Annotated in this window: 20 protein-coding genes and 1 pseudogene; 5 read left to right on the plus strand and 16 right to left on the minus strand. The window is 71.0% G+C overall.

All coding sequences use genetic code 11. The features are described 5' to 3' along the window. From HKK72_RS00005 to HKK72_RS00045, 9 genes and pseudogenes are all read right to left on the minus strand, one after another. Positions 1-279 (minus strand): annotated as a pseudogene (locus HKK72_RS00005) (hypothetical protein); the annotation flags it as partial. A 5-nt stretch (positions 280-284) separates the two neighbouring features. Beyond that, entirely contained in the window at positions 285-476 is a 192-nt protein-coding gene (locus HKK72_RS00010; protein WP_410050269.1) for a DUF4244 domain-containing protein, read from the minus strand. 630 nt (positions 477-1,106) lie between these two features. Next, the gene (locus HKK72_RS00015; RefSeq protein WP_187232096.1) at positions 1,107-1,535 is read right to left on the minus strand and encodes a hypothetical protein; all 429 of its coding nucleotides are present in this window, start codon (positions 1,533-1,535) and stop codon (positions 1,107-1,109) included. 297 nt (positions 1,536-1,832) lie between these two features. Continuing rightward, a complete protein-coding gene (locus tag HKK72_RS00020; RefSeq protein WP_187232097.1) occupies positions 1,833-2,804 on the minus strand; it encodes a helix-turn-helix domain-containing protein in 972 nt (323 codons plus the stop codon). A 122-nt stretch (positions 2,805-2,926) separates the two neighbouring features. Beyond that, positions 2,927-3,724, minus strand: a complete 798-nt coding sequence (locus HKK72_RS00025; protein ID WP_187232098.1) for a type II secretion system F family protein — start codon at positions 3,722-3,724, stop codon at positions 2,927-2,929. After that, a complete protein-coding gene (locus tag HKK72_RS00030; RefSeq protein ID WP_261986411.1) occupies positions 3,721-4,458 on the minus strand; it encodes a type II secretion system F family protein in 738 nt (245 codons plus the stop codon). The genes HKK72_RS00025 and HKK72_RS00030 overlap by 4 nt, the downstream gene beginning before the upstream one ends. Next, a complete protein-coding gene (locus HKK72_RS00035) occupies positions 4,458-5,768 on the minus strand; it encodes a TadA family conjugal transfer-associated ATPase (protein WP_187232099.1) in 1,311 nt (436 codons plus the stop codon). Before HKK72_RS00035 ends, HKK72_RS00030 begins: the two co-directional genes overlap by 1 nt. Next, a complete protein-coding gene (gene ssd, locus HKK72_RS00040) occupies positions 5,765-6,973 on the minus strand; it encodes a septum site-determining protein Ssd (protein WP_187232100.1) in 1,209 nt (402 codons plus the stop codon). Before ssd ends, HKK72_RS00035 begins: the two co-directional genes overlap by 4 nt. A gap of 968 nt (positions 6,974-7,941) precedes the next feature. After that, complete coding sequence (locus HKK72_RS00045; protein ID WP_187232101.1) at positions 7,942-8,805, minus strand: Fic family protein; 864 nt, start codon at positions 8,803-8,805, stop codon at positions 7,942-7,944. Between the two features lie 173 nt (positions 8,806-8,978). On the opposite strand from HKK72_RS00045, the gene acs reads away from it, so the two are divergent. The 4 genes from acs to HKK72_RS00065 all read left to right on the plus strand — a co-directional run bounded on the left by acs (position 8,979) and on the right by HKK72_RS00065 (position 13,230). Then, on the plus strand, positions 8,979-10,937 hold the full coding sequence (gene acs / locus HKK72_RS00050; RefSeq protein ID WP_187232102.1) for an acetate--CoA ligase: 1,959 nt from the start codon (positions 8,979-8,981) through the stop codon (positions 10,935-10,937). Positions 10,938-11,366: 429 nt separating this feature from the next. Continuing rightward, positions 11,367-11,789 carry a phage holin family protein gene (locus HKK72_RS00055; protein ID WP_187232103.1) on the plus strand — a complete coding sequence of 141 codons (423 nt, stop codon included), beginning with the start codon at positions 11,367-11,369 and terminating at the stop codon, positions 11,787-11,789. A 5-nt stretch (positions 11,790-11,794) separates the two neighbouring features. Beyond that, positions 11,795-12,718: an alpha/beta fold hydrolase gene (locus HKK72_RS00060; protein WP_187232104.1), complete on the plus strand. Its 924-nt coding sequence runs from the start codon at positions 11,795-11,797 to the stop codon at positions 12,716-12,718. A 41-nt stretch (positions 12,719-12,759) separates the two neighbouring features. Continuing rightward, a complete protein-coding gene (locus HKK72_RS00065) occupies positions 12,760-13,230 on the plus strand; it encodes a DUF309 domain-containing protein (RefSeq protein ID WP_187232105.1) in 471 nt (156 codons plus the stop codon). Positions 13,231-13,355: 125 nt separating this feature from the next. Here the strand turns inward: HKK72_RS00065 and HKK72_RS00070 are convergent, their stop codons facing one another. The 3 genes from HKK72_RS00070 to nth all read right to left on the minus strand — a co-directional run bounded on the left by HKK72_RS00070 (position 13,356) and on the right by nth (position 16,253). Beyond that, the gene (locus HKK72_RS00070; protein WP_187232471.1) at positions 13,356-14,537 is read right to left on the minus strand and encodes a MarP family serine protease; all 1,182 of its coding nucleotides are present in this window, start codon (positions 14,535-14,537) and stop codon (positions 13,356-13,358) included. Between the two features lie 248 nt (positions 14,538-14,785). Then, complete coding sequence (locus HKK72_RS00075) at positions 14,786-15,442, minus strand: NUDIX hydrolase (RefSeq protein WP_187232106.1); 657 nt, start codon at positions 15,440-15,442, stop codon at positions 14,786-14,788. Between the two features lie 154 nt (positions 15,443-15,596). After that, positions 15,597-16,253 carry an endonuclease III gene (nth, locus tag HKK72_RS00080; protein WP_187232472.1) on the minus strand — a complete coding sequence of 219 codons (657 nt, stop codon included), beginning with the start codon at positions 16,251-16,253 and terminating at the stop codon, positions 15,597-15,599. A 141-nt stretch (positions 16,254-16,394) separates the two neighbouring features. Here nth and HKK72_RS00085 point away from each other — a divergent pair, with 141 nt between their 5' ends. Beyond that, positions 16,395-17,108, plus strand: a complete 714-nt coding sequence (locus HKK72_RS00085; protein ID WP_187232107.1) for a Crp/Fnr family transcriptional regulator — start codon at positions 16,395-16,397, stop codon at positions 17,106-17,108. A gap of 81 nt (positions 17,109-17,189) precedes the next feature. Here the strand turns inward: HKK72_RS00085 and HKK72_RS00090 are convergent, their stop codons facing one another. From HKK72_RS00090 to HKK72_RS39565, 4 genes are all read right to left on the minus strand, one after another. Beyond that, positions 17,190-17,984 (minus strand): MBL fold metallo-hydrolase, encoded by a 795-nt coding sequence (locus HKK72_RS00090; RefSeq protein WP_187232473.1) that lies wholly within the window; start codon positions 17,982-17,984, stop codon positions 17,190-17,192. A gap of 14 nt (positions 17,985-17,998) precedes the next feature. Continuing rightward, on the minus strand, positions 17,999-18,829 hold the full coding sequence (locus HKK72_RS00095) for an NUDIX hydrolase (RefSeq protein WP_187232108.1): 831 nt from the start codon (positions 18,827-18,829) through the stop codon (positions 17,999-18,001). Between the two features lie 115 nt (positions 18,830-18,944). Beyond that, positions 18,945-19,412: a RidA family protein gene (locus tag HKK72_RS00100; RefSeq protein ID WP_315986998.1), complete on the minus strand. Its 468-nt coding sequence runs from the start codon at positions 19,410-19,412 to the stop codon at positions 18,945-18,947. Then, positions 19,409-19,564: a DUF4177 domain-containing protein gene (locus HKK72_RS39565; protein ID WP_187247902.1), complete on the minus strand. Its 156-nt coding sequence runs from the start codon at positions 19,562-19,564 to the stop codon at positions 19,409-19,411. Before HKK72_RS39565 ends, HKK72_RS00100 begins: the two co-directional genes overlap by 4 nt. Between the last annotated feature and the right edge of the window lie 27 nt (positions 19,565-19,591).

Genomic DNA, 19,591 nt, shown 5'->3' on the forward strand with positions numbered 1-19,591 from the left:
GGCCCGCACGGCGTCGGCGCACCCGACCTGCGCCGCGGCGACCGTCACCCCCCAGAGGGCGACGACCGTCACGAGCACCAGGCCGGGCAGGGCGACCGCGATCTCAGCGGTGGCCGAGCCGCCCTCGCCGCCGGCACCGGGCCTCCTGGGTGGACGGGTCGGCCGGCGTGGCCCCGACGTGCCACGTGGCACCGGGAGGCGGCGCTGCGACAATCGGCCCGCCGTCCGCCACCAGGGCGGCCGGCCCACCCGGCGCCTGGAACCGGGACCCTTGGACATACCGCTCACCCCGCCAGCTGCAGCGCCCTCTTGATGATGTTCAGGAGTAACCGGCGGACCTCCGGGCTTGTCACGATCTTGAACAGCAGCCCGGCGAACGCGGCGGCCGCCACGGTGCCCACGGCGTATTCGGCCGTGGACATTCCGCGGTCGCGTGCGTGCCGGCCGCGCCGCTTCATCGCTTGTGCCATCTGCATGGGAGGCCCTCCTTCTACGTTGCGGGGCACCCGCGCGACGCCCCGCAGCAAGCGTGCACCGCCGCGATGACCGGCCACCGACCGAACCACATTCTGTGGAAAACTCCGGCCATCGGACCGGCATCGCCGAAGGCCTCTCCGCTCATGCGGACGCGCATGGAGGTATACGGAAATCCAGCCACCTCACGGAAACAGATAAACCGATAGAGCCGGTCGAGCCGATAGGTGTGAAGAGCCACCACCGAGTGGAAGAAACCTCATCCTGGGAAGCAGATTTCTGCACCGCACAGAAGCACCGAGAATCCCTCTCCACCACATCAGGTCCACTCCCGCCTCGTTGCCGTGCTCTCTCCGACCGCGGCCCGAGTCCTGTGGACACGGCGGTGCGGGAATCGGTCTTCGGGGGCGTGAAGACCTAGCGTCCGCACCGCCGCGCCGGCTTCACAGGGGGTCGTACGGCCCGGCGGCCGCGGTGGCCGGGCGGTACGACGACGTCCGGCGTCCTGCGGGCGACGCCTACGGAACCCAGGGTTCGCCCCACGACGTATCGGTTCTGCTCAGGACGCGAGAGTTCAGGCCCGAGACCCTCGGGTGTGCGCGCCGCCCGCGCCCGGCCCGGCGCGCACACGCTCAGGTACCGGAGGACGACCATGTCGGCGGTCCACCCGCGTTGGAGGCCCTCATCCGGGGTTCGGTCGCCTGCCGTCGCTGTCGATCGGAGTGGAGGTCCGCGAGCCCGGCGGCGAGGGCCTCGGGCGGAATCGAGTCGCCGGCGCGTTCGGGCGCGCCCGCGAACAGGGTGTCGAGCCGGCCCCATCCACCGCGCGCGGAGACGTCCTCCCAGACCACGACGCCGCTGGCCGCGTCGAACCGGCCGCGCGCTATCAGTGATTCATAGACGTAGCCGATGCGGGAGAAGCTCAACGTCACGCTGTGCACGAGGCCACGTGACCCCGGCGGTGCCTCTCGTAACGCCTCCGTCACCCGCGCGAAGACCCGCTGCCGGTCGTCGCAGACCCCGGCCGCCCCGCGATGGAACGGATCGGTACCGGGGGGCACGATGGTCCACGAGAAGATGGGCGGTGGTCTCCAAGGCCCGTCCATCAGCTGCCGCCGAGATGCTCGATCCGGAGGTCGGGGTTCGACGCCCGCGGAGGCCGGCTCCTGGCGTCATGCCGCTGAGCGATGAACCCGTGGACTCCGATCCGTGAGCCGGGCGCACCGTCGGCAAGGGCGTTCTGCCGGAAAAGGGGCACAGAGCCCGATCCGGACGCGATCGCCATGCGATCACCGTGGGGTAATCCGTCCATAGTGCGACGGTAGGGACACCGGCCGGTCGTTCCCAATGAAGTTTCTTTACGTTTCCTGAAATCCTGCGGAAGCCGTCGCGATCAGCTCTCTGGCGGCCTCGCCGTAGACGGCCGACTCGGCCAGCGCGGTGAAGGCCTTCTCGTAAATGGCGACGTCGGTGGGCTGTTTGTTGCGGATCTGGCCGGGCAGCGTGTCGCATCTGACCTGGTCGGCGTCATAGATCCAGAATCCCTCCCACGGCCACACGGTGCGCGGGGCCGAGATGGGCAGGATGCCGAGTGAGACGTTCGGGGCGTACGTCATGGCGGTCAACCGCTCGAGCTGCGCCATCATGGCGGCCGCTTCGCACATCCGGGCATGGAGCGCCTGCTCGCCGAAGATGAACGCGAAGCGCTTGGCACCGTCGCCCAGCACCGACTGGAGGGCGATCCGCTCCTCCACCGCCTGGTCGAGGTCGTTGGGGATCTCTCGGAATTCCATGATGCAGCGCAGGTGCGCGGCAGCGTAGGCGGGGGTCTGGAGCAGCCCGGGTATCGGTGCGTGCTGGAAGACCCGCAACTGCGAGGTGGCCCGGTAAAGGGCCATGAACGACTGCTGTACATGACGCAGGCCGGTCTGCTCCAGCCGGCGCCATTGGATGTACATGCTGTCGATGTTGCGTACGGCGGCGATCAGGTCCACCGTCTGGTCGTCCGCGTTGCAGACGCGGCACCACTCCCGGATGTCCCCCTCCGTGGGGACCTGGTTGGCGTTCTCGATCTTCGAGACCTTGGACTTGGGCCAGCCGACCTCGCTCGCCAATGCCTGACCGGTCAGGCATGCCTCGTTGCGGATCTGGCGAAGTTGGGCCGCAAGGATGCTCTTAGCCTCCTTGAGACGCTCGGAGGTATGCATCATTTGACGGTACTTGCCCGGTTTCTTGTTGTCAGCAATTGTTTCGAGAAGTTTCTCATGCCCCCGGGGCCACTGCTTCTGCCGTGATCTCACAGTTTGTTCGCATGACAACGACGGGATCACAATGAGCGACCGGAGGCCACTCAGTGTGCCCCAATGGCGTAATTCACCGGAGGGATGCCGACCTGGGCGCCGGTGATACCGCGAAATGCCAACGGGTCCGGCGGACGTCATCTCCCGCTCGTTCACCAGGGCAACAGGATGGTCGAGGCGATACCGGCGATCGCCGGCACGATGCCGAGCAGGACGAAGGCGGGCAGGAAGCAGAGCCCGAGCGGCGCGACCGCCCGGACCCCCGCGGCGCGGGCCCGTACGGTGGCGGCCGCGTGGGCCGACCGCCGCTGGTCCCTGGCCAGTCTGGACAGCGTCGGGGTGAGCGCCGTTCCGCTGTGCGCCGCCCTCGCGACCGTACGGGCCAGCGGGGCGAGCGCGGGTTCGCCCGCGAGCGTGAGCCATGCCTGCGACGGGTCGGCGCCCAGCCGCACCTGAGCGGCCACCGCATGCAACTCGTCGCCGAGCGCACCGCCGACGGCATCGGCGACTGCCTCGACCGCCTCGCCCCACGAGGTGCCGCAGGCCAGGCACGCCGCGAGCAGGTCCACCGCGACGGGCAGGTCGGCGACGAGCCGGACCCGGCGCCGGCGGCGCTCCGGCGGTTCCATGCGGGAGAGCGCCCGGGCACATCCCACCGCGAGGGCGGCTCCGATCGGGGGCCCGGCCGGAGCGCCGATGAGGGCGGCGCAGGCGATGCCCGCCAGCGCCGCCGCGGCCCAGCGCATGCGCACGTCGCGGCGGTTCGCACCCGGGCCACCACCGGTGGCCGGAGGGCCGGTGCCCGGGCGACCGCACGGCGGTGGCCGTGAACTCCGTACGGCCGGTGGCGGCAGCAACGAGGCCAGCCGGCGCCGGGCGATCGAACGATCGCGCGGGACCAGCCACCCGGCGAGGGCCGCGCACACGACCGCGCAGAGGGCCGCGCTCATCGGGATGCCCCGGCCGCGGCGGCGAGCCGCTGAGTCCACCACAGACCCAGGAGGTCCAGCCCGACGCCCGCGAGGAGGCAACCCGCTCCTGCCGTCGTACCGAAGAGGAACGCCAGCGGCCGGGCGCCCAGGGCCGCGGCCATGCCCAACCCCAGCAGCGGCAGGCCGGCCAGCAGCCGGGCCGTCGCACGCGGCCCCGCGAGTTGTGCGGTCACCTCGCGCCGATGGGCCTCCTCGTCGCGCAGGGCGTCGGCCAGGCTCTGGATCGCCGACGCGAGCGCGCCGCCGCGCTCGGCGCCGATCCGCCAGCAGGCGGCGAGCAGCCGCAGGCCCTCCGCGCCAGGTGCTCCGGCCGCCCGTTCCAGCAGATCGGGAATCTGCTCGCCCGGCCTCGGGCCGAGCAGCGCCGAGCCGAGCGAGGCGCCGACCGCCGGATCGAGCACCGCGGCCGACCCGGTGAAGGCCGCCGCCGGCGTCCGGCCCGCCGTCAGCTCGGCCGCGATGCCGTCGCAGAACTCGATCACGGCGGACCGCCGGAGCCCGGACTCGCCCCGTCTCCTGCTGACCTCCCTGAGCGCGGCACCGGCGCGGGCCGCGAGCAGGCGCGGCCACGGTGTAGTGCGCGGCCCGAACACGTCGCGCAGCCGGAGCACGGCGGGCGAGGGCATGGTCAGGCTCAGCACCGCCCCACCGGCGCACAGGGCGGCCAACGCCACCGACGGGCCGGCCGTCATCACGGGGCGCCGTTCAGGGCTTCCGATGGACCCGCCGGTCCGGACACTCGAGCCGGCCGACCCGTCTCGGCGGAGACTCGATCGGGCATGCCCACCCGAGCGGAGACGCGATCGGGCGGGCCCGCAGGTCCGGATACTCGATCCGGCGGCGAGCCGGGCGGCCGCCACAGCCCGGCCAGGCGATCGGCGAGCCCGGCCGCACCGGCCCCCGTCGCGATCCGGCCGTCCGCGGTGAACGACACCGCAGGGACGGCCTCGACCAGACCGTCCGCGCCGCGCCGCAGCAGGCAGACCTCCGCGATCCGGCGCGGGCCGCCGGGCTCTCTCACCAGGTGCACCACCACGTCGAGGGCGGCCGCCAGCTGGCTGTGCACGGCCTCGCGGCTCAGCCCGGCCGCGCAGGCCAGCGCTTCGAGCCTGGCGGGGACGTCGGCCGCGGCGTTGGCATGCAGCGTGCCGCACCCGCCCTCGTGCCCGGTGTTCAGCGCGGCCAGCAGATGCACGACCTCGGCGCCCCGCACCTCGCCGACCACCAGCCGGTCGGGTCGCATGCGCAGGGCCTGGCGCACGAGGTCGTGCAGGCCGACCTCTCCGGCGCCCTCGACATTGGGCGGACGCGCCTCCAGCCGTACGACATGATCATGCGCCGGCCGCAGCTCCGCGGAGTCCTCCACCAGAACGAGCCGCTCACCACGCCGCACCAGCGACAGAAGGCTCCCCAGCAACGTCGTCTTACCCGTGCCCGTGCCACCGGTGACCAAGAAGGCCGCCCGGGCCGCGACCAGCGCGGTCAGCAGCGCCGCACCCGCCTCTGGGACGGCACCGGCCGCGACGAGCTCCGCAAGCGTGAAGGCGCGTCGCCGGGGCAACCGCAGTGACAGGCAGGTGCCGCCTCCGGCGATGGGCGGCAGCACCGCGTGCAGCCGGACGCCCCCGGGCAGTCTGGCGTCGACATACGGCGCGGCGTCGTCGAGCCGGCGCCCGGCCATGGCGGCGAGCCGCTGAGCCAACCGCCGCAGCGCCGTCTCGTCGGGGAACCGCACGGACGTGCGGACCAGCCCGGAACCCGTGTCGACCCAGACCTCGTCAAACCCGTTCACCAGGACGTCGGTGACCTCGGCATCGTGCAGCAGCGGCTCCAGCGGTCCGGCGCCGACGAGGTCGGCGCGCAGCCGCTCCACCAGCGTGAGCACCTCGGCGTCGCCGAGGACCCGCTCCTGCGACCGCAGTGCCGCCGCGACGCCGGCCGGTGTCGGTTCGGTGCCCGTATCGACCAGCCGGTCGCGCACGGCCTCGACGAGCCTGCTCATCGGCCATCACCCCGCCGCGGCACACCGAGACCGAGACCGGTGACCAACCGCACGCACAGGTCGGCCAGCGGACTCCGGTGGAACGCGGTGAGCAGCTCACCGTGTTCGAGCGCGGCCGCGAGCCGCCGATCGCTCACCACCGCACCCGCGAGCGGCAGGCCGAGCGACTTGGCGATGGCATCTGGGGTCAGGCCACCGGGAGCGGGACCTCGTACGACCACGCGGACATCGCGGGTGTGACGGGCCAGGGCGGCCGCGACGCGGTCTGCGGCCACGACCGCCCGCAGCTCGGCGGGCACCACGAGCAGCGTGACGTCGGCGACCGGCAACGCCTCGGCCTCCGCCTCGCCGAAGTGGCGCGGCAGGTCGACCACGACCAGGTCGAAGCCACGTTCGCCCGCGTCGAGCACCGCGCGCATCGCCTCGGCGGGGATCGCCTCGGTACAGGTCGGCTCGGCACGAGTCGGCTCAGCACGGGTCGGCTCGGCACGGGTCGGCTCGGCACGGGTCGGCTCGGCACGGGTCGGCTCGGCGTCACGTCGGTGCCAGGACAGTACGGTCAGCCCTCCGGCGCCGGGCTCGGAACCGGCCGGCCCGGCCGGTGACCCGGCAAGGCCGGGAAGCGCCTCGCGCAGGGCCGCGCCGCTCAGCCGCCCGTGCAGGCCGGCGAACTCGGGCCAGCGGGCACCGGGCGCGCGCTCCTGCCCGAGGACCAGGTCGAGACCGCCGCCGAGCGGGTCGCCGTCGACGAGCAGCGTGCGAAGCCCGCTGTACATCCCGGTCAGGGCAAGCACCGCGGCGAGCGTGCTCGCCCCGGCGCCACCGCGGCCTCCCGTGACGCACACCGTGACGGCGCGTTCGCCCTCGGGCTCGGCGGCCACCGAGAGGGCGTCGACGAGCCGTGCCTCCCCGTCGGGAAGGGTCACGACGTCCTGTGCGCCGATCTCGACGGCGGTGCGGTAGGCGTCCTCGTCGTCGCGGCCGCTCGTGACCAGGACGACGCCGGATCGCTTGGGTATGCCGTCTCTGGCCAGCTCGGCGGCTAAGCCGAGGTCGACGAGGACGAGGGGTGGATGCCGCCACGCGGCGCGCGCCCGGCCGGTGTCGCGTGCGACCTCGGCCTCGGCGTCGGCGGCCGCGGCCAGGCGCAGCAGGTCGTCCAGCATCGTGGGGTCGGCGGTTGCGATCAGTGCGGCGGTGCCCATCCGGTCCTCCCGGCGCCAGCTCGGTGGAGCACCACCATGCGCCGCGCGAGACGCCGACCGAAAGGGGTTTCCCCAGCCTGTGGATAACTCGCGCTACCGGCCCCTGTGCATTTCCGCGGTGTTCGCCGAACGGGTCCGGATATAAGGCGACCCCCGCCGGGGGGGAGAGCGGGGGTCGCCGAACGGTCCGGCTCCGGGGGGGTAGAGCCGGGCCGTTTCCCAAGAGAGCCTCGGGTGGGTCTTACAAAGGAGATCGTCTGTTTGATCTACGGTGGAAGCAAAGCCAAGGTCTAGCGATCTGTCAGATACATATGCTGCCCGATCGCTCAGTGTTTCGTAACACCAAAACGGACAGCGATGTGGCTTTTTTTGTCGCCAGTCAGACGAGGGGTCACAACCATGTCGCGTGCTTTGGCATTCGATGACCCTTTCGACCCCGACGGCTGTCAATCGACCTAGGCAGGCCTTGACAGGACTGGGATGCTACAGCACGCCAGGTAGATCTTTCTGGGCCTACGCCAGGTCTGAACGTCATAAAGACCGATCACGGTCGGTGATCAGTTCACCGGGAGTCTCACCCCTTCTGAATGGCCGCTGTTCGACGGGCCGAAGACCGGTCGCGCCGGATCCGCCTCCACCTTCCGTGGGCCGCTCTTGACCGGCTACCGCCCATTTTCCGAATCGGGGCTTGTCAAGTGCAGGGATGAGGCGTAGACAGGTGTCACGGACCACGTGTCCTAGCACGGCAGCCGGGCACCCACGCGCGACCAGCCGCGGGAGGCGCGTCGAGACGGGCTTGACCCGATCCGACGGATATCAGGTGCACGCTTGGTAACCCGGTGTGACGTGGCGGCGGCGGCGTCCCCCGGAGGGACGCCGTTCGCTTTGCCCCGAAAGTGGCTTTTGCCCCATGTGCAGTTCCCGGTGAATTGATCGCCCGGCGGCTCTGCTTCGCGGCCGCGGCGGCTTCAGCCGCGCAGGAAGGCCTCGCATATCGCCAGTGAATCGCGCGCGGCAACGGTGACCGCTTCGGCGCAGTGCCGTACCCATCGAGCGACCCCTTCGGGCGACCCCGCCGCATAGGCGCGCAGCGCGTCGGCGTAGTCGCCTGCCAGCTCGGCGTGTCCCACCTCCGGGGCGGTCAGCGACTTCGGATCGAGACCGCGCTCGACCAGGGTGAGCCGCTGCGCCGCGCGCGCGACCATCCCATCTCCCCAGCCGAACGGCCGCAGGGCGAGCAGTTCGCCGTGCACGATCGCGCCGACCACGATGGCGGGCGCCTTGGTCGGCGTGGTCAACACCCCGCTCAGAGCGTCGAGACGGGCCGCGACCTCGTGTGGCGCGGGTGGCGGGCCCAGCTCCAGCGGATCCCTGACGTCCTGTTCCACACCGCGTGGACGGCCGAGCTCTTCTGGCGCCACGACGCCGGCCGCCGCGAGAACGTGCAACCGGGCGAGCACCTGCCGCGGCGCATGCCGCCAGGTCTCGGCCAGCGCGCCGATCTCAGCGGAGATCCGCAACGCCCCCTGCACCACTGGGTCGCCCAGGCCGCCGGTCTCGACTGTCTCACCGCTCGCCGATCCACCGGCCTTCTCGGCGGTTTCGGCACCGGAACCCACGGCCACGGCACCGCGCAGTCGCTCCAGCGGCAGGGCGACGCCCTCGAGGGCCGCCGAGGCGCGCGCGCCGCGCAGCGCCGACTCGGCTGAGACCTCGGCGCTTCTGCGCCGCAGGATGCGGTGGCCGAGCAGCCGGTCCACCGCGCCGCGCGCCTCGGTCACCGCTTCTGTCACTCCTGGCAGCGCCGCCACCTGGACAAGGGGATCACTCACCCCGTCGACCCTAACCGCTCCTCATCGGACGTCCTGACCAGGCTGCGGTGGCGGGCGTCACGTTACCCTCGGGACCGGGCCCGAAGGTAAGGACGTACTTGTGGCCACCTGGACTCCCTGGTGGAGTAGTGCCTACCGCGCGCGCCTGAAATTTACGCTTTGGAGGAGACCACGTGAGCCACGAGACACTGTCGAACCTGCTCCACGAGGCCCGGCGCTTCGCCCCACCGCCGGAGCTCGCAGCGGAGGCCAACGTCACGCAGGAGGCGTACGACGAGGCGGCCGCCGATCGTCTGGGGTTCTGGGCACGGCAGGCGGAACGGCTGACGTGGACCAGGCAATGGGACACCGTTCTCGACTGGAACAACCCGCCCTTCGCCAAATGGTTCGTCGGCGGCGAGCTCAACGTCGCCTACAACTGCGTCGACCGGCACGTCGAGGCGGGACATGGCGGCAAGGTCGCCTACCACTGGGAGGGTGAGCCGGGCGACACCCGCACGATCACCTACGCGGACCTGCAACGCGAGGTCAACAAGGCGGCGAACGCGCTCACCGAGCTCGGCGTGCGCAAGGGCGACCGGGTCGCGATCTACATGCCGATGATCCCGGAGCTGCCGGTCACCATGCTGGCCTGCGCGCGCATCGGCGCCACGCACTCGGTGGTCTTCGGCGGCTTCAGCGCCGAGGCGCTGCGCACCCGCATCAACGACGCGGAGGCCAAGGTCGTCGTCACCTCCGACGGCGGCTTCCGGCGCGGCAAGCCGTACGGCCTCAAGCAGGTCGTCGACGAGGCCGTGGCGAACTCGTCCACGATCACGAACGTCCTGGTCGTACGCCGCACCGATGAGGACGTCGACTGGACCGACATCGACGTGTGGTGGCACGACCTCGTCGACGGGCAGTCCGAGGAGCACGAGGCGCCCGCACACGACGCCGAGCACCCGCTCTACATCCTCTACACCTCGGGGACCACCGGTAAGCCGAAGGGCATCCTGCACACGACCGGCGGTTACCTCACCCAGGTCGCCTGGACGCACCACGCGGTGTTCGACCTCAAGCCGCACACCGACGTCTACTGGTGCTCGGCCGACATCGGCTGGGTGACCGGGCACTCGTACATCGTCTACGGACCGCTCGCCAACGGCGCGACCAGCGTGATGTACGAGGGAACGCCGGACACCCCGCACAAGGGCCGGTGGTGGGAGATCATCGAGAAGTACAAGGTCACGGTGTTCTACACCGCGCCGACCGCCATCCGTACGTTCATGAAGTGGGGCGAGGACATCCCCGCGCAGCACGACCTGTCGTCGCTGCGGGTGCTGGGCAGCGTCGGCGAGCCGATCAACCCGGAGGCGTACATCTGGTACCGCGAGAACATCGGCGGCAGCCGGTGTCCCGTGGTCGACACCTGGTGGCAGACCGAGACCGGCGCGATCATGATCAGCCCGCTGCCGGGGATCACCTCGGGCAAGCCGGGCGCCGCGATGCGCCCGCTGCCGGGCATCGCCGCGGACGTGGTCGACGACCAGGCGCAGTCCGTGCCCGACGGCGGCGGAGGCTTCCTCGTCCTCAAGGAGCCGTGGCCGGCCATGCTCCGCACCATCTGGGGCGACGACCAGCGGTTCATCGAGACCTACTGGTCGCGGTTCGAGGACCTCTACTTCGCCGGTGACGGCGCCAAGAAGGACGGCGACGGCGACCTGTGGCTGCTCGGCCGGGTCGACGACGTCATGCTGGTCTCGGGCCACAACATCTCGACCACGGAGGTCGAGTCGGCGCTGGTGTCGCACCCGAAGGTCGCCGAGGCCGCCGTCGTCGGCGCCACCGACCCGGTCACCGGCCAGGCCATCGTGGCCTTCGTGATCCCACGCGGCAGCGCCGGCGACGTGGAGGGCGACGGGTTCGTCAAGGAGCTGCGCGACCACGTCGCCAAGGCTCTCGGCGCGATCGCCAAGCCGCGCCAGATCATGGTGGTGCCCGAGCTGCCCAAGACGCGCTCCGGCAAGATCATGCGACGGCTGCTGCGCGACGTCGCCGAGCACCGCTCGCTGGGCGACGTCACGACGCTCACCGACAGTTCGGTGATGGATCTCATCGCCGACAAGCTCCCCGCCGCGAAGAGCGACGAGTAGCGGTCAGAAGCACGTGTCGAAGGGGCGCCGTCCCGGGGACCTCCCGGGCGGCGCCTCTTCGGTTCGTCCGTGCCGCATCCGGTGCGAGGAACAACTGCATGATCACGAGAGGTGCGACTGCTGTAGGATTCACCATTTCACTACTCATCGGCGATTTGGCCTACGCGGGAACGGACCGATCCGGGAGAGTTACCACGACGGTCCTGATCGCGATTCTCCCGGCGTCGGTGTCGGCGGCCGTCGCGTGTCCGATCCGGGTGCTCGGCGGATGCGCGGTAGACCGGTGACGGCGGGACCGAGAATGCCGGTGCACGGTGGCCGGGATGCCGGGTGGCGCCAGGTGGCCGGGATGCCGGTGACCAGGGGCCGGGTGGCCGGAATCGGGCCGGGCTGCCAGGCTGTCAGGGCCCTTGTGAATAGGAGAGCGATATGACCGACGTACGGCCGGACGACCAGATCGAGGACAAGTCTCTCGGTGAGCTGGTCGCGCTGGCGTCGAGCAACGTCTCCCGGCTGATCAGGTCGGAAATGGAGCTCGCCAAACTGGAGCTCAAGGACGACGCGAAGAAGGCCGCGCTGGGCAGCATGCTCTTCACCATCGCGGGCGTCATCGGCGGCATCGTCGTGATCCTGCTCTCGATCGCGGCGGCGTACGGGCTGGTCGCGGCCGGCATCTGGCACTGGGCGGCGTTCCTCATCGTCGCCGGGTTCTACGTGGTGCTCGCCGCCGTCCTCATCGGCATCGGCTACCTGCGGATGCGGAAGATCACCGGTATCCAGCGCACCCGCAGGACCCTTAAGGAGCTCACGGTCCTCCGCCGGTCCAGCGATACCCCGGCCATACCCGAGTAACGCCCATGCCCGTACGCGATGATTCGGTCATCCGCATCGACGGCCCATGGGAGCATCGGGCGGTGAGCGCGGGAGGCACCCGCTTTCACGTCGTCACCCTCGGCGACGGCCCGCTGGTGCTGCTACTGCATGGCTTCCCTGAGTTCTGGTGGTCGTGGCACAACCAGCTCGTGTCGCTCGCCGCCGCGGGCTACCGGGCCGCCGCCGTCGATCTGCGCGGTTACGGTGGCAGCGACAAGCCACCGCGCGGCTACGACCTGGTCACCCTCGCCGGCGACGCCGCAGGACTCGTACGGGCGCTCGGCGAGGCGAACGCGATCGTCGTCGGCCATGACTGGGGCGGCCTGCTCGCCTGGACGATGGGGGTCTATCACCCCAAGGTGGTCCAGCGGCTCGTCCCGGTCTCAGCGCCGCACCCTCTGCGGCTCCGGCAGGCCGTACGGGCGGACGCCCGCGGCCAGGGATGGGCCGCGCGGCACACGCTCGCGTTCCAGGTGCCCATGCTGCCCGAGCGGCGGCTGTTGCGCAGCGACGCGGCTCTGGTCGGACGGCTGCTGCACGACTGGTCGGGACCGAACTGGCCGGACGAGCGCACGGAGCGGCTGGTCCGTGACGCGTTCCAGATTCCCGGCGTCGCACACTCGGCCCTGGAGTATCACCGCTGGCTGGTGCGGTCGTTGCCGCGCCCGGACGGCCTGCGGTACGCCCGTCACATGCGCGGCCCGATCCGGATGCCCACGCTGCATCTGCACGGCTCATTGGACACCTGCACGTTCGCCCGCAGCGCGCAGGGCTCAGGCCGGTACGTGGAGGCGCCGTACCGCTGGAAGCTCATCGACGGCGCCGGGCACTTTCCCCACCAGGAACGACCGCGGGCTTTCGATACCGAGCTGCTGGGCTGGCTGTCCGACCCCGAACCCGAACGCTGACCGCCCCGGTTCGATCGACTTCGCCGACATAGGGTGGATGCGTGCGGGATCGTGATCAGGACGGGCGGGCGCGGAACGCCAGGCCTCGGGACGCCTACGGGCGGCCGCTGCCGCATGGGGAGCCAGGGGTGCCGACGATGCCGGACGACCTGTCGATGCCGCCCGCCGAGGCCGTCGCCGAGGCCCAGCGGCTGCTCGACGCCGACCGTCCCTTCCACGCCCACGAGGTGCTCGAGGCGGTGTGGAAGGCCGCTCCGGAGCACGAGCGCGAGCTCTGGCGCGGTCTCGCCCAGGTGGCCGTTGGCCTGACCCACCTGCGCCGGGGCAACGCCAAGGGCGCCCGCGCACTGCTGATCCGTGCCGCCGACCGGATCGAGCCCTTCGCCCCGGGCCCGTACGGGCTCGACGTCGCGGGCGTCGCGCGGGACGTACGGCGGCTGGTCGAGCGGATCGCCGGTGCGGGCGAGGGCCTCGCACTCGACGCCGATCTCGGCATCCGCCTCACCGGCTGACCTCGCCGGCGCCCTCGCGCAGGAACCGCCAGGCACGCTCGCGGGGGAACCGCTCGGTGCGCTCGTCGGCGGTGAGCCGACCGGCGACCGCCGCCGGATCGGGCCGGACCGGGCAGGGCCCGGGGTCAGTCGGAACAGGTCTGGGTCGATACCGGGCTCGTGGCGTTCTGACCGGCCTGGGCGTCGCCGGCCACTTCGTGCGCGGTGAGCGCATAGCCGGTCTCCTCGTCATCGAGGGCCGCAGCGAAGATCACTCCGTAGACGGTGCCGTTGGCGGCCAGCAGCGGACCACCGGAGTTGCCCTGCTGCACCTTGCCGCGGATGGCATAGATCTCACGGGTCACCTGGCCCGCGTGATAGATGTCCGGGCCCTTCGCCCGCTGCTTGGCCCGGATCCGCGCCGCGACGGCGGTGAACGGACGGCCCTTCGGGAAGCCGGCGACCACGGCCGAGTCACGGGTCTGCGCTTCACCGTTGAACTTCAGCGATGGGACGGACAGGTCGGGAACGTGCAGGACGGCGATGTCGCGCTTGGGGTCGTACAGCACCACTCTGGCCCGGTGGAACCGGTTGTTCTGGGTGACCACCTGGGAGAAGCCCTGCACTCCGGCGACCACGTGGGCGTTGGTCATCACCCGGTCGCGCGCGTAGACGAAACCGGTGCCCTCGATCTTGCGCTGACATTCAGGGGCGGTACCGATGATCTTAACGATGCTGCGCTGCGTCCGGCGCAGCTCCTCGGTCTTCAACACGTCGGTGTCGGGTGGCGGCACCCGCACGACCGACTCGCCGCCGAGCCCGCCGAACACCTGCGGGAACTCGGTCTTGCTGACGAAGCCCTTGAACGAGGAGAACCAGCCGCGCGCCGTGTCGGGCATCACGTCGTCCACCGCGCCGAGCACGGACGAGCTCTTGACCTGCTTGCGGAGCACGCCGAACGGCGATCCGGCCACCGCCGTACCGATGAACCAGGCGACGAGCAGCAGCGACACCGCGCTCACGAGCGACCCGCCGACGGCGTCGACGGCACGCGCGTTGTCGCCCGTGACCCGGTTGCGGAGCACCGCGCCGGCGGACGAGGCGATCAACTGTCCCAACGTCGCGGCGAGGAACGCGATGACGATCGCGAGGAGGGCCTGCTGCGCGGCTCCCTGGACGACCGCCCTGGCGATCGGGGGGGCGATCATCGCACCCAGCACGCCACCGCCGACGAATCCGACGAAGCTCAGCACGCCCACGATGAAGCCTTGACGATAGCCCGAGACCGCGAACAGCACGACGAGGGCCAGCAGGATGAAATCGAGAATGTGGTCGCCCAGCACCAGTTCACCGTATAGGGCGTGGCAAGCGGTTCTCGTCCCCTCTGCGGACCATTTCCGGCACGTGGCCGTCACCGCTGGGCACGACATCGCCGGAGCAGGTGCACGAGTTCGAGGCCGCGCAGCCGCCCACCACCTGCCGGACGGCTCGAGTCGACACCGGCCGACTCCAGGTCACGCCGGGCGCCACGGCACCGACCCGCCGACCGGTACCGGTCGCCCGATCGGTCGCCCGATCAGTCGCTCGGGCCCGCGGCGAGGTCCAGGATCTCCTGCGGAAGATCTTCCGTACGGGTGGTGTCCCACGGCCGCGACCAGCCGCCCACATCCAGCACCTCGGTCAGCAGACCCGCGGTGAAGCCCCAGACCAGCATGCCCCCGGCGCGGAAGGCAGGGCCCGCGTGGCCTCCTCGCGGGCTGCGCACGTTGAGCCGGTTGGCGGGATCGACGAGCTCGGCGATGGGCACCCGGGCCACCGAGGCGACCTCGCCCGGGTCGGCGACGAACACCTCTGTCGGCTCCCGCCACCAGCCCGCCACCGGTGTCACCCGGTAGCCGCTGTGGGCGAGGTAGAGCTCCGGCAAGGTGACCAGAACCTCCACGCCCGCCGGGTCGAGGCCGGTCTCCTCGTGCGCCTCACGAAGCGCCGCGGCGACCGGACCGGCATCCTCCGGATCGATCCCCCCGCCGGGGAAGGCCGGCTGCCCGGCGTGGTTGTTCAGCGTGACGGCGCGCTGGATCAGCAGCAGATCAGGGCCCTCAGGGCCCTCTCCGAACAGCACGAGCACGGCGGCGAACCGGGATCCGGGGAGTGGGTGACGCAGGACCTGCGGCACCGAGAAGTTCGAGGCGCCGGCGCGGAAGGTGTCCAGCCACGAGGGGATCGTGCTCATCGGCACCCGGCCCGCTCGCACCGGCGGCGCGGCTCACGTCCCCAGGGGCGGCTTCGAGGTGATGATCTCCGTCTACGTTCGATTGCGCTCTCCTATCGCGTTCCTCAGTCCAGCCACCGTCGCGACCTTCGCATTCCCGGCGGAGCGGAAAGAATCATGAGAAGGGGCCGGTCTTGACGAGCTTGGCGGCGGTCTTCTCGTCGATGGGGCCTTCGCCGTAGGCCGGGCACAGCCGGGCCAGCGGGCAGACGCCGCAGGCGGGCCGGCGGGAGTGGCAGATCCGGCGCCCATGCCAGATCAGCCGATGGGACAGGTCCGTCCAGTCCTTGCGCGGGATCAGCTCGCCGATCTCGTGCTCGACCTTCACCGGATCGATCTCGGTGGTCCAGCCGAACCGGCGGACCAGCCGGCCGAAGTGCGTGTCCACGGTGATGCCCGGTACGTCGAAGGCATTGCCGAGCACGACGTTCGCGGTCTTACGCCCCACACCCGGCAGGCTCACGAGCTCGGCCATAGTGCGCGGCACCTCACCGCCGAACCGCTCGCACAACGCGTGCCCCAACTTGATGATGTTGTTCGTCTTGGCGCGGAAGAACCCGGTGGACATAATGATTTTTTCCATCTCCTCCCGGTCCGCGGCGGCATAGTCCTTGGCCGTCCGGTAGCGCGCGAAGAGGGCTGGCGTCACCGCGTTCACCCGGCGGTCCGTACACTGAGCGGACAGAATCGTGGCGATGACCAGCTCAAGCGGGTCGGAGAAGTCCAGCTCGCAGTGAGCATCGGGATAGAGAACGGCGAGTTCCCGGTTCATCCGCCGAGCGCGACGAACGAGCGCGAGGCGCGATTCCGGCGTGTTACGGGGCACGAAGAAAGCGTAGGCGGTGCGGCGGACCCTTGCGGCCGGCTCGGCACGGACCCCCGTTCACGAACGCGGTGGGACGTACGTCACACTATGCAGGTAAGTGTTCGAGGAGGAAGCGTGACCGACCGCGACGTGGAAGTTCTGAGCAGGGCCCCGCTCTTCGAGGCGCTGGACGACCAGGGGGCGAAAGCACTCCGGTCCAATGTGGGCGAGGTGCGCCTCTCCCGCGGTCAGACGCTCTTCAACGAGGGTGAGACGGGGGACCGGCTCTACGTCGTGCTCGACGGCAAGATCAAGCTCACCCGCACCGCCCCGGACGGGCGCGAGAATCTGCTGAGCGTGCTCGGCCCGAGCGAGATGTTCGGCGAGCTCTCGCTGTTCGACCCCCGTCCCCGTACGGCCAGCGCCATCGCCGTGACCGAGTGCCGGCTCGCCGGTCTTGGCCACGACGATCTGCGGCCGTGGCTGACCGGGCACCCCGAGGTGGCCGTGCATCTGCTTCGGGCTCTCGCCCAGCGGCTGCGCAAGACCAACGACGTCATGGCCGACCTGGTCTTCACCGACGTGCCGGGACGGGTGGCCAAGGCGCTGCTGGACCTGGCCGAGCGGTTCGGGCAGCCGTCCGACACCGGGCTGCACGTTCATCACGACCTCACCCAGGAGGAGCTGGCCCAGCTCGTCGGGGCGTCGCGTGAGACGGTCAACAAGGCCCTCGCCGACTTCGCCGGCCGCAACTGGCTGCGCATCGAGGCGCGGGCCGTCGTCATCCTGGACATCGAACGGCTGCGCAGGCGCTCGAAGTAGCCCTACGGCCGCTCCACGCGGGTGGGCGATCGCGTGATCACCCGGTGCGGGCGGCATTCGCGCCCTGTACGAGCCGCATGATCACGACGGTGGTGGGGTCATGCCTCGCTCACGCAAGTAGTCCAGCTGGGCCTGCACCGACCACTCCGCGACGGGCCACAGCGACCGGTCGACGTCGGCGTAGACCCGCTCGACGACCTCTCTGGCCGTCCGGTCGCCGGCCGCGACAGCGGCCTGGACCTGGGCGAGGCGCTCTCTGCGGTGGTCGATGTAGTGGTCGAGGGCCGCGATCGGGTCATCGAGGCTCGGGCCGTGACCCGGCAAAATGACCGCCGCCTCCCTGTCGCCGGCGAACGAGCGCAGCCGGTCGAGCGAGGCCAGGTAGTCGGCCAGCCGGCCCTCGACGACCGTGGTGCCATAGCCGAGGACCGTGTCGCCCGTGAGGATCGCCCGGTCGGCCGCCAGCCAGAACGACAGCGAGTCGTCGGAGTGCCCCGGCGTCTCGAGCACCCGGACCTCCAGTCCGCCCACCGTCACCACGTCGCCCTCGGCGAGGCCCTCGTCGCCGAGCCGCAGGCGGGGGTCCAGGGCCCGCACCGGCACGTCGCGATGTGCGGTGCGCGCCAGCTCGGCGAACCTCTTCGCGCCGGCGGCGTGGTCGGGGTGTCCGTGGGTCAGCAGGACCAGGGCGACGTACCCACCCCGCTCGCGTGCGATGCCGGCGACCCGACGCAGGTGATCGTCGCCCTCCGGCCCGGGGTCCACGACGACGACGGCCTCGGCGCCGGGCTCGGCGAGGATCCAGGTGTTGGTGCCGTCCAGGGTCATGGGCGAGGGGTTCGGCGCCAGGACACACCGGGCCCGCGAGGTGCCCATTCCGTCGATCGAGCTCACACGGTCCCCTCCGGATAGAGGAGGTACGGCTCGTCGTCGATGATCCGTACCTCCGGCAGCCAGGGCTTGATCTCACGCTCCGCCGCGAGGACCGAGGCGACGTCCTCGTAGGCGGTCAGGTCGGTCAGCGTGGCGAGGGTGGGCGGCAGCATGAACATCTCGCCGCGGCGGGCCGCCTCGACCGCATCACGGGGGCGTAGCCAGGCCACCTGATCGGCCTCTGTGCTCACGTCGCGCGCCCGCTGACTCTCCGGCATGGCCGCCACGAAGAACCGGGTGTCGTACCGTTTGGGCTCGACCAGCGGAGTGATCCAGTGCGACCAGGGCCGCAGCAGATCGGATCTGAGCACCAGCCCTCGACGGTCGAGGAACTCGGCGAACGACAGGGACCGGTCGAGCAGCGCCTGCCGCCCCGTCTCCCAGTCGTCGCCGCGGGTGTCGCCGACCACGGACTCCCCGGTCGGCCCGGCCAGCAGGACCAGCGACTCCTCGAAGGTCTCGCGGACGGCCGCGCACACGAGCTCACGGGCGAGGGTCTCGTCGGCGCTGAAGGCCTCACCCCACCAAGCGGGCGACGGCCCCGCCCAGGCGATCGCGGTGTCTCCGTCCCGCCGGTCGACCGAGCCGCCGGGAAAGACGTAGGCGCCGGGCGCGAAGGCCATCGAGGCGACCCGCCGCAGCAGGAAGACCTGAAGCCCCGCGTCAGGGTGATCCCTGAGCAGGACGACGGTGGCCGCGTTGCGGGGCACGGCCGGCTGCGCCCTGCCATCGGCGAGTTCCGCGATGCGCTCACGGAACTCGCCGGGCAGCTTCAGACCGTTCACCATCGCGTGACCGAATACTTGATCCCCATGGCCGCCAATTCGGACATACCAGCCGTCCCTGCGTCAACCCCGCGCGAAGCGTTCTGCGCGCGGGAGGCCACCATGAGGTGCGACCACGTCAGCCGTTTTCGTCGATCTCGGCGATGAGCTCGACCTCGACGGGGGCGTCGAGGGGGAGCACCGCCACGCCGACGGCACTGCGGGCGTGCTTGCCCGCCGCTCCGAAGACCTCGCCGAGCAGCTCGCTCGCGCCGTTGATCACCTCGGGCTGCCGGGTGAAGTCCGGGGCGCTGGCGACGAAACCGACGACCTTGACGATCCGCTTCACCCGGGACAGCTCTCCGACCTCGGCCTTGACCGCGGCGATCGCGTTGAGCGCGCAGATGCGGGCGAGCTCCTTGGCCCGGTCGACGTCCACCTGGGCGCCGACCTTGCCGGTGGCCGGCAGGGCGCCATCGACGAAGGGCACCTGCCCCGCCGTGTAGACGTACGACCCCGTTCGCACGGTGGGGAGATAGGCCCCCGCCGGTGTCGCGACACCGGGGATCTCCAGGCCGAGCTCCTTGATCCGGTCCTCGGGGCTCACGCCAGCTCTCGCTTGAGGTAGGCGACGAGGTTCTCCGGGTTGGGCCCGGGGATGACGGTCACGAGCTCCCAGCCGTCCTGACCCCAGTTGTCGAGGATCTGCTTCGTGGCGTGGACCAGCAGTGGAACTGTCGCGTACTCCCATTTCTTCATGCCGCAACCCTAACGACGCGGGCACCG

The organism is Actinomadura sp. HBU206391 (genome assembly GCF_014323665.1).
Taxonomy (GTDB): domain Bacteria; phylum Actinomycetota; class Actinomycetes; order Streptosporangiales; family Streptosporangiaceae; genus Actinomadura_C.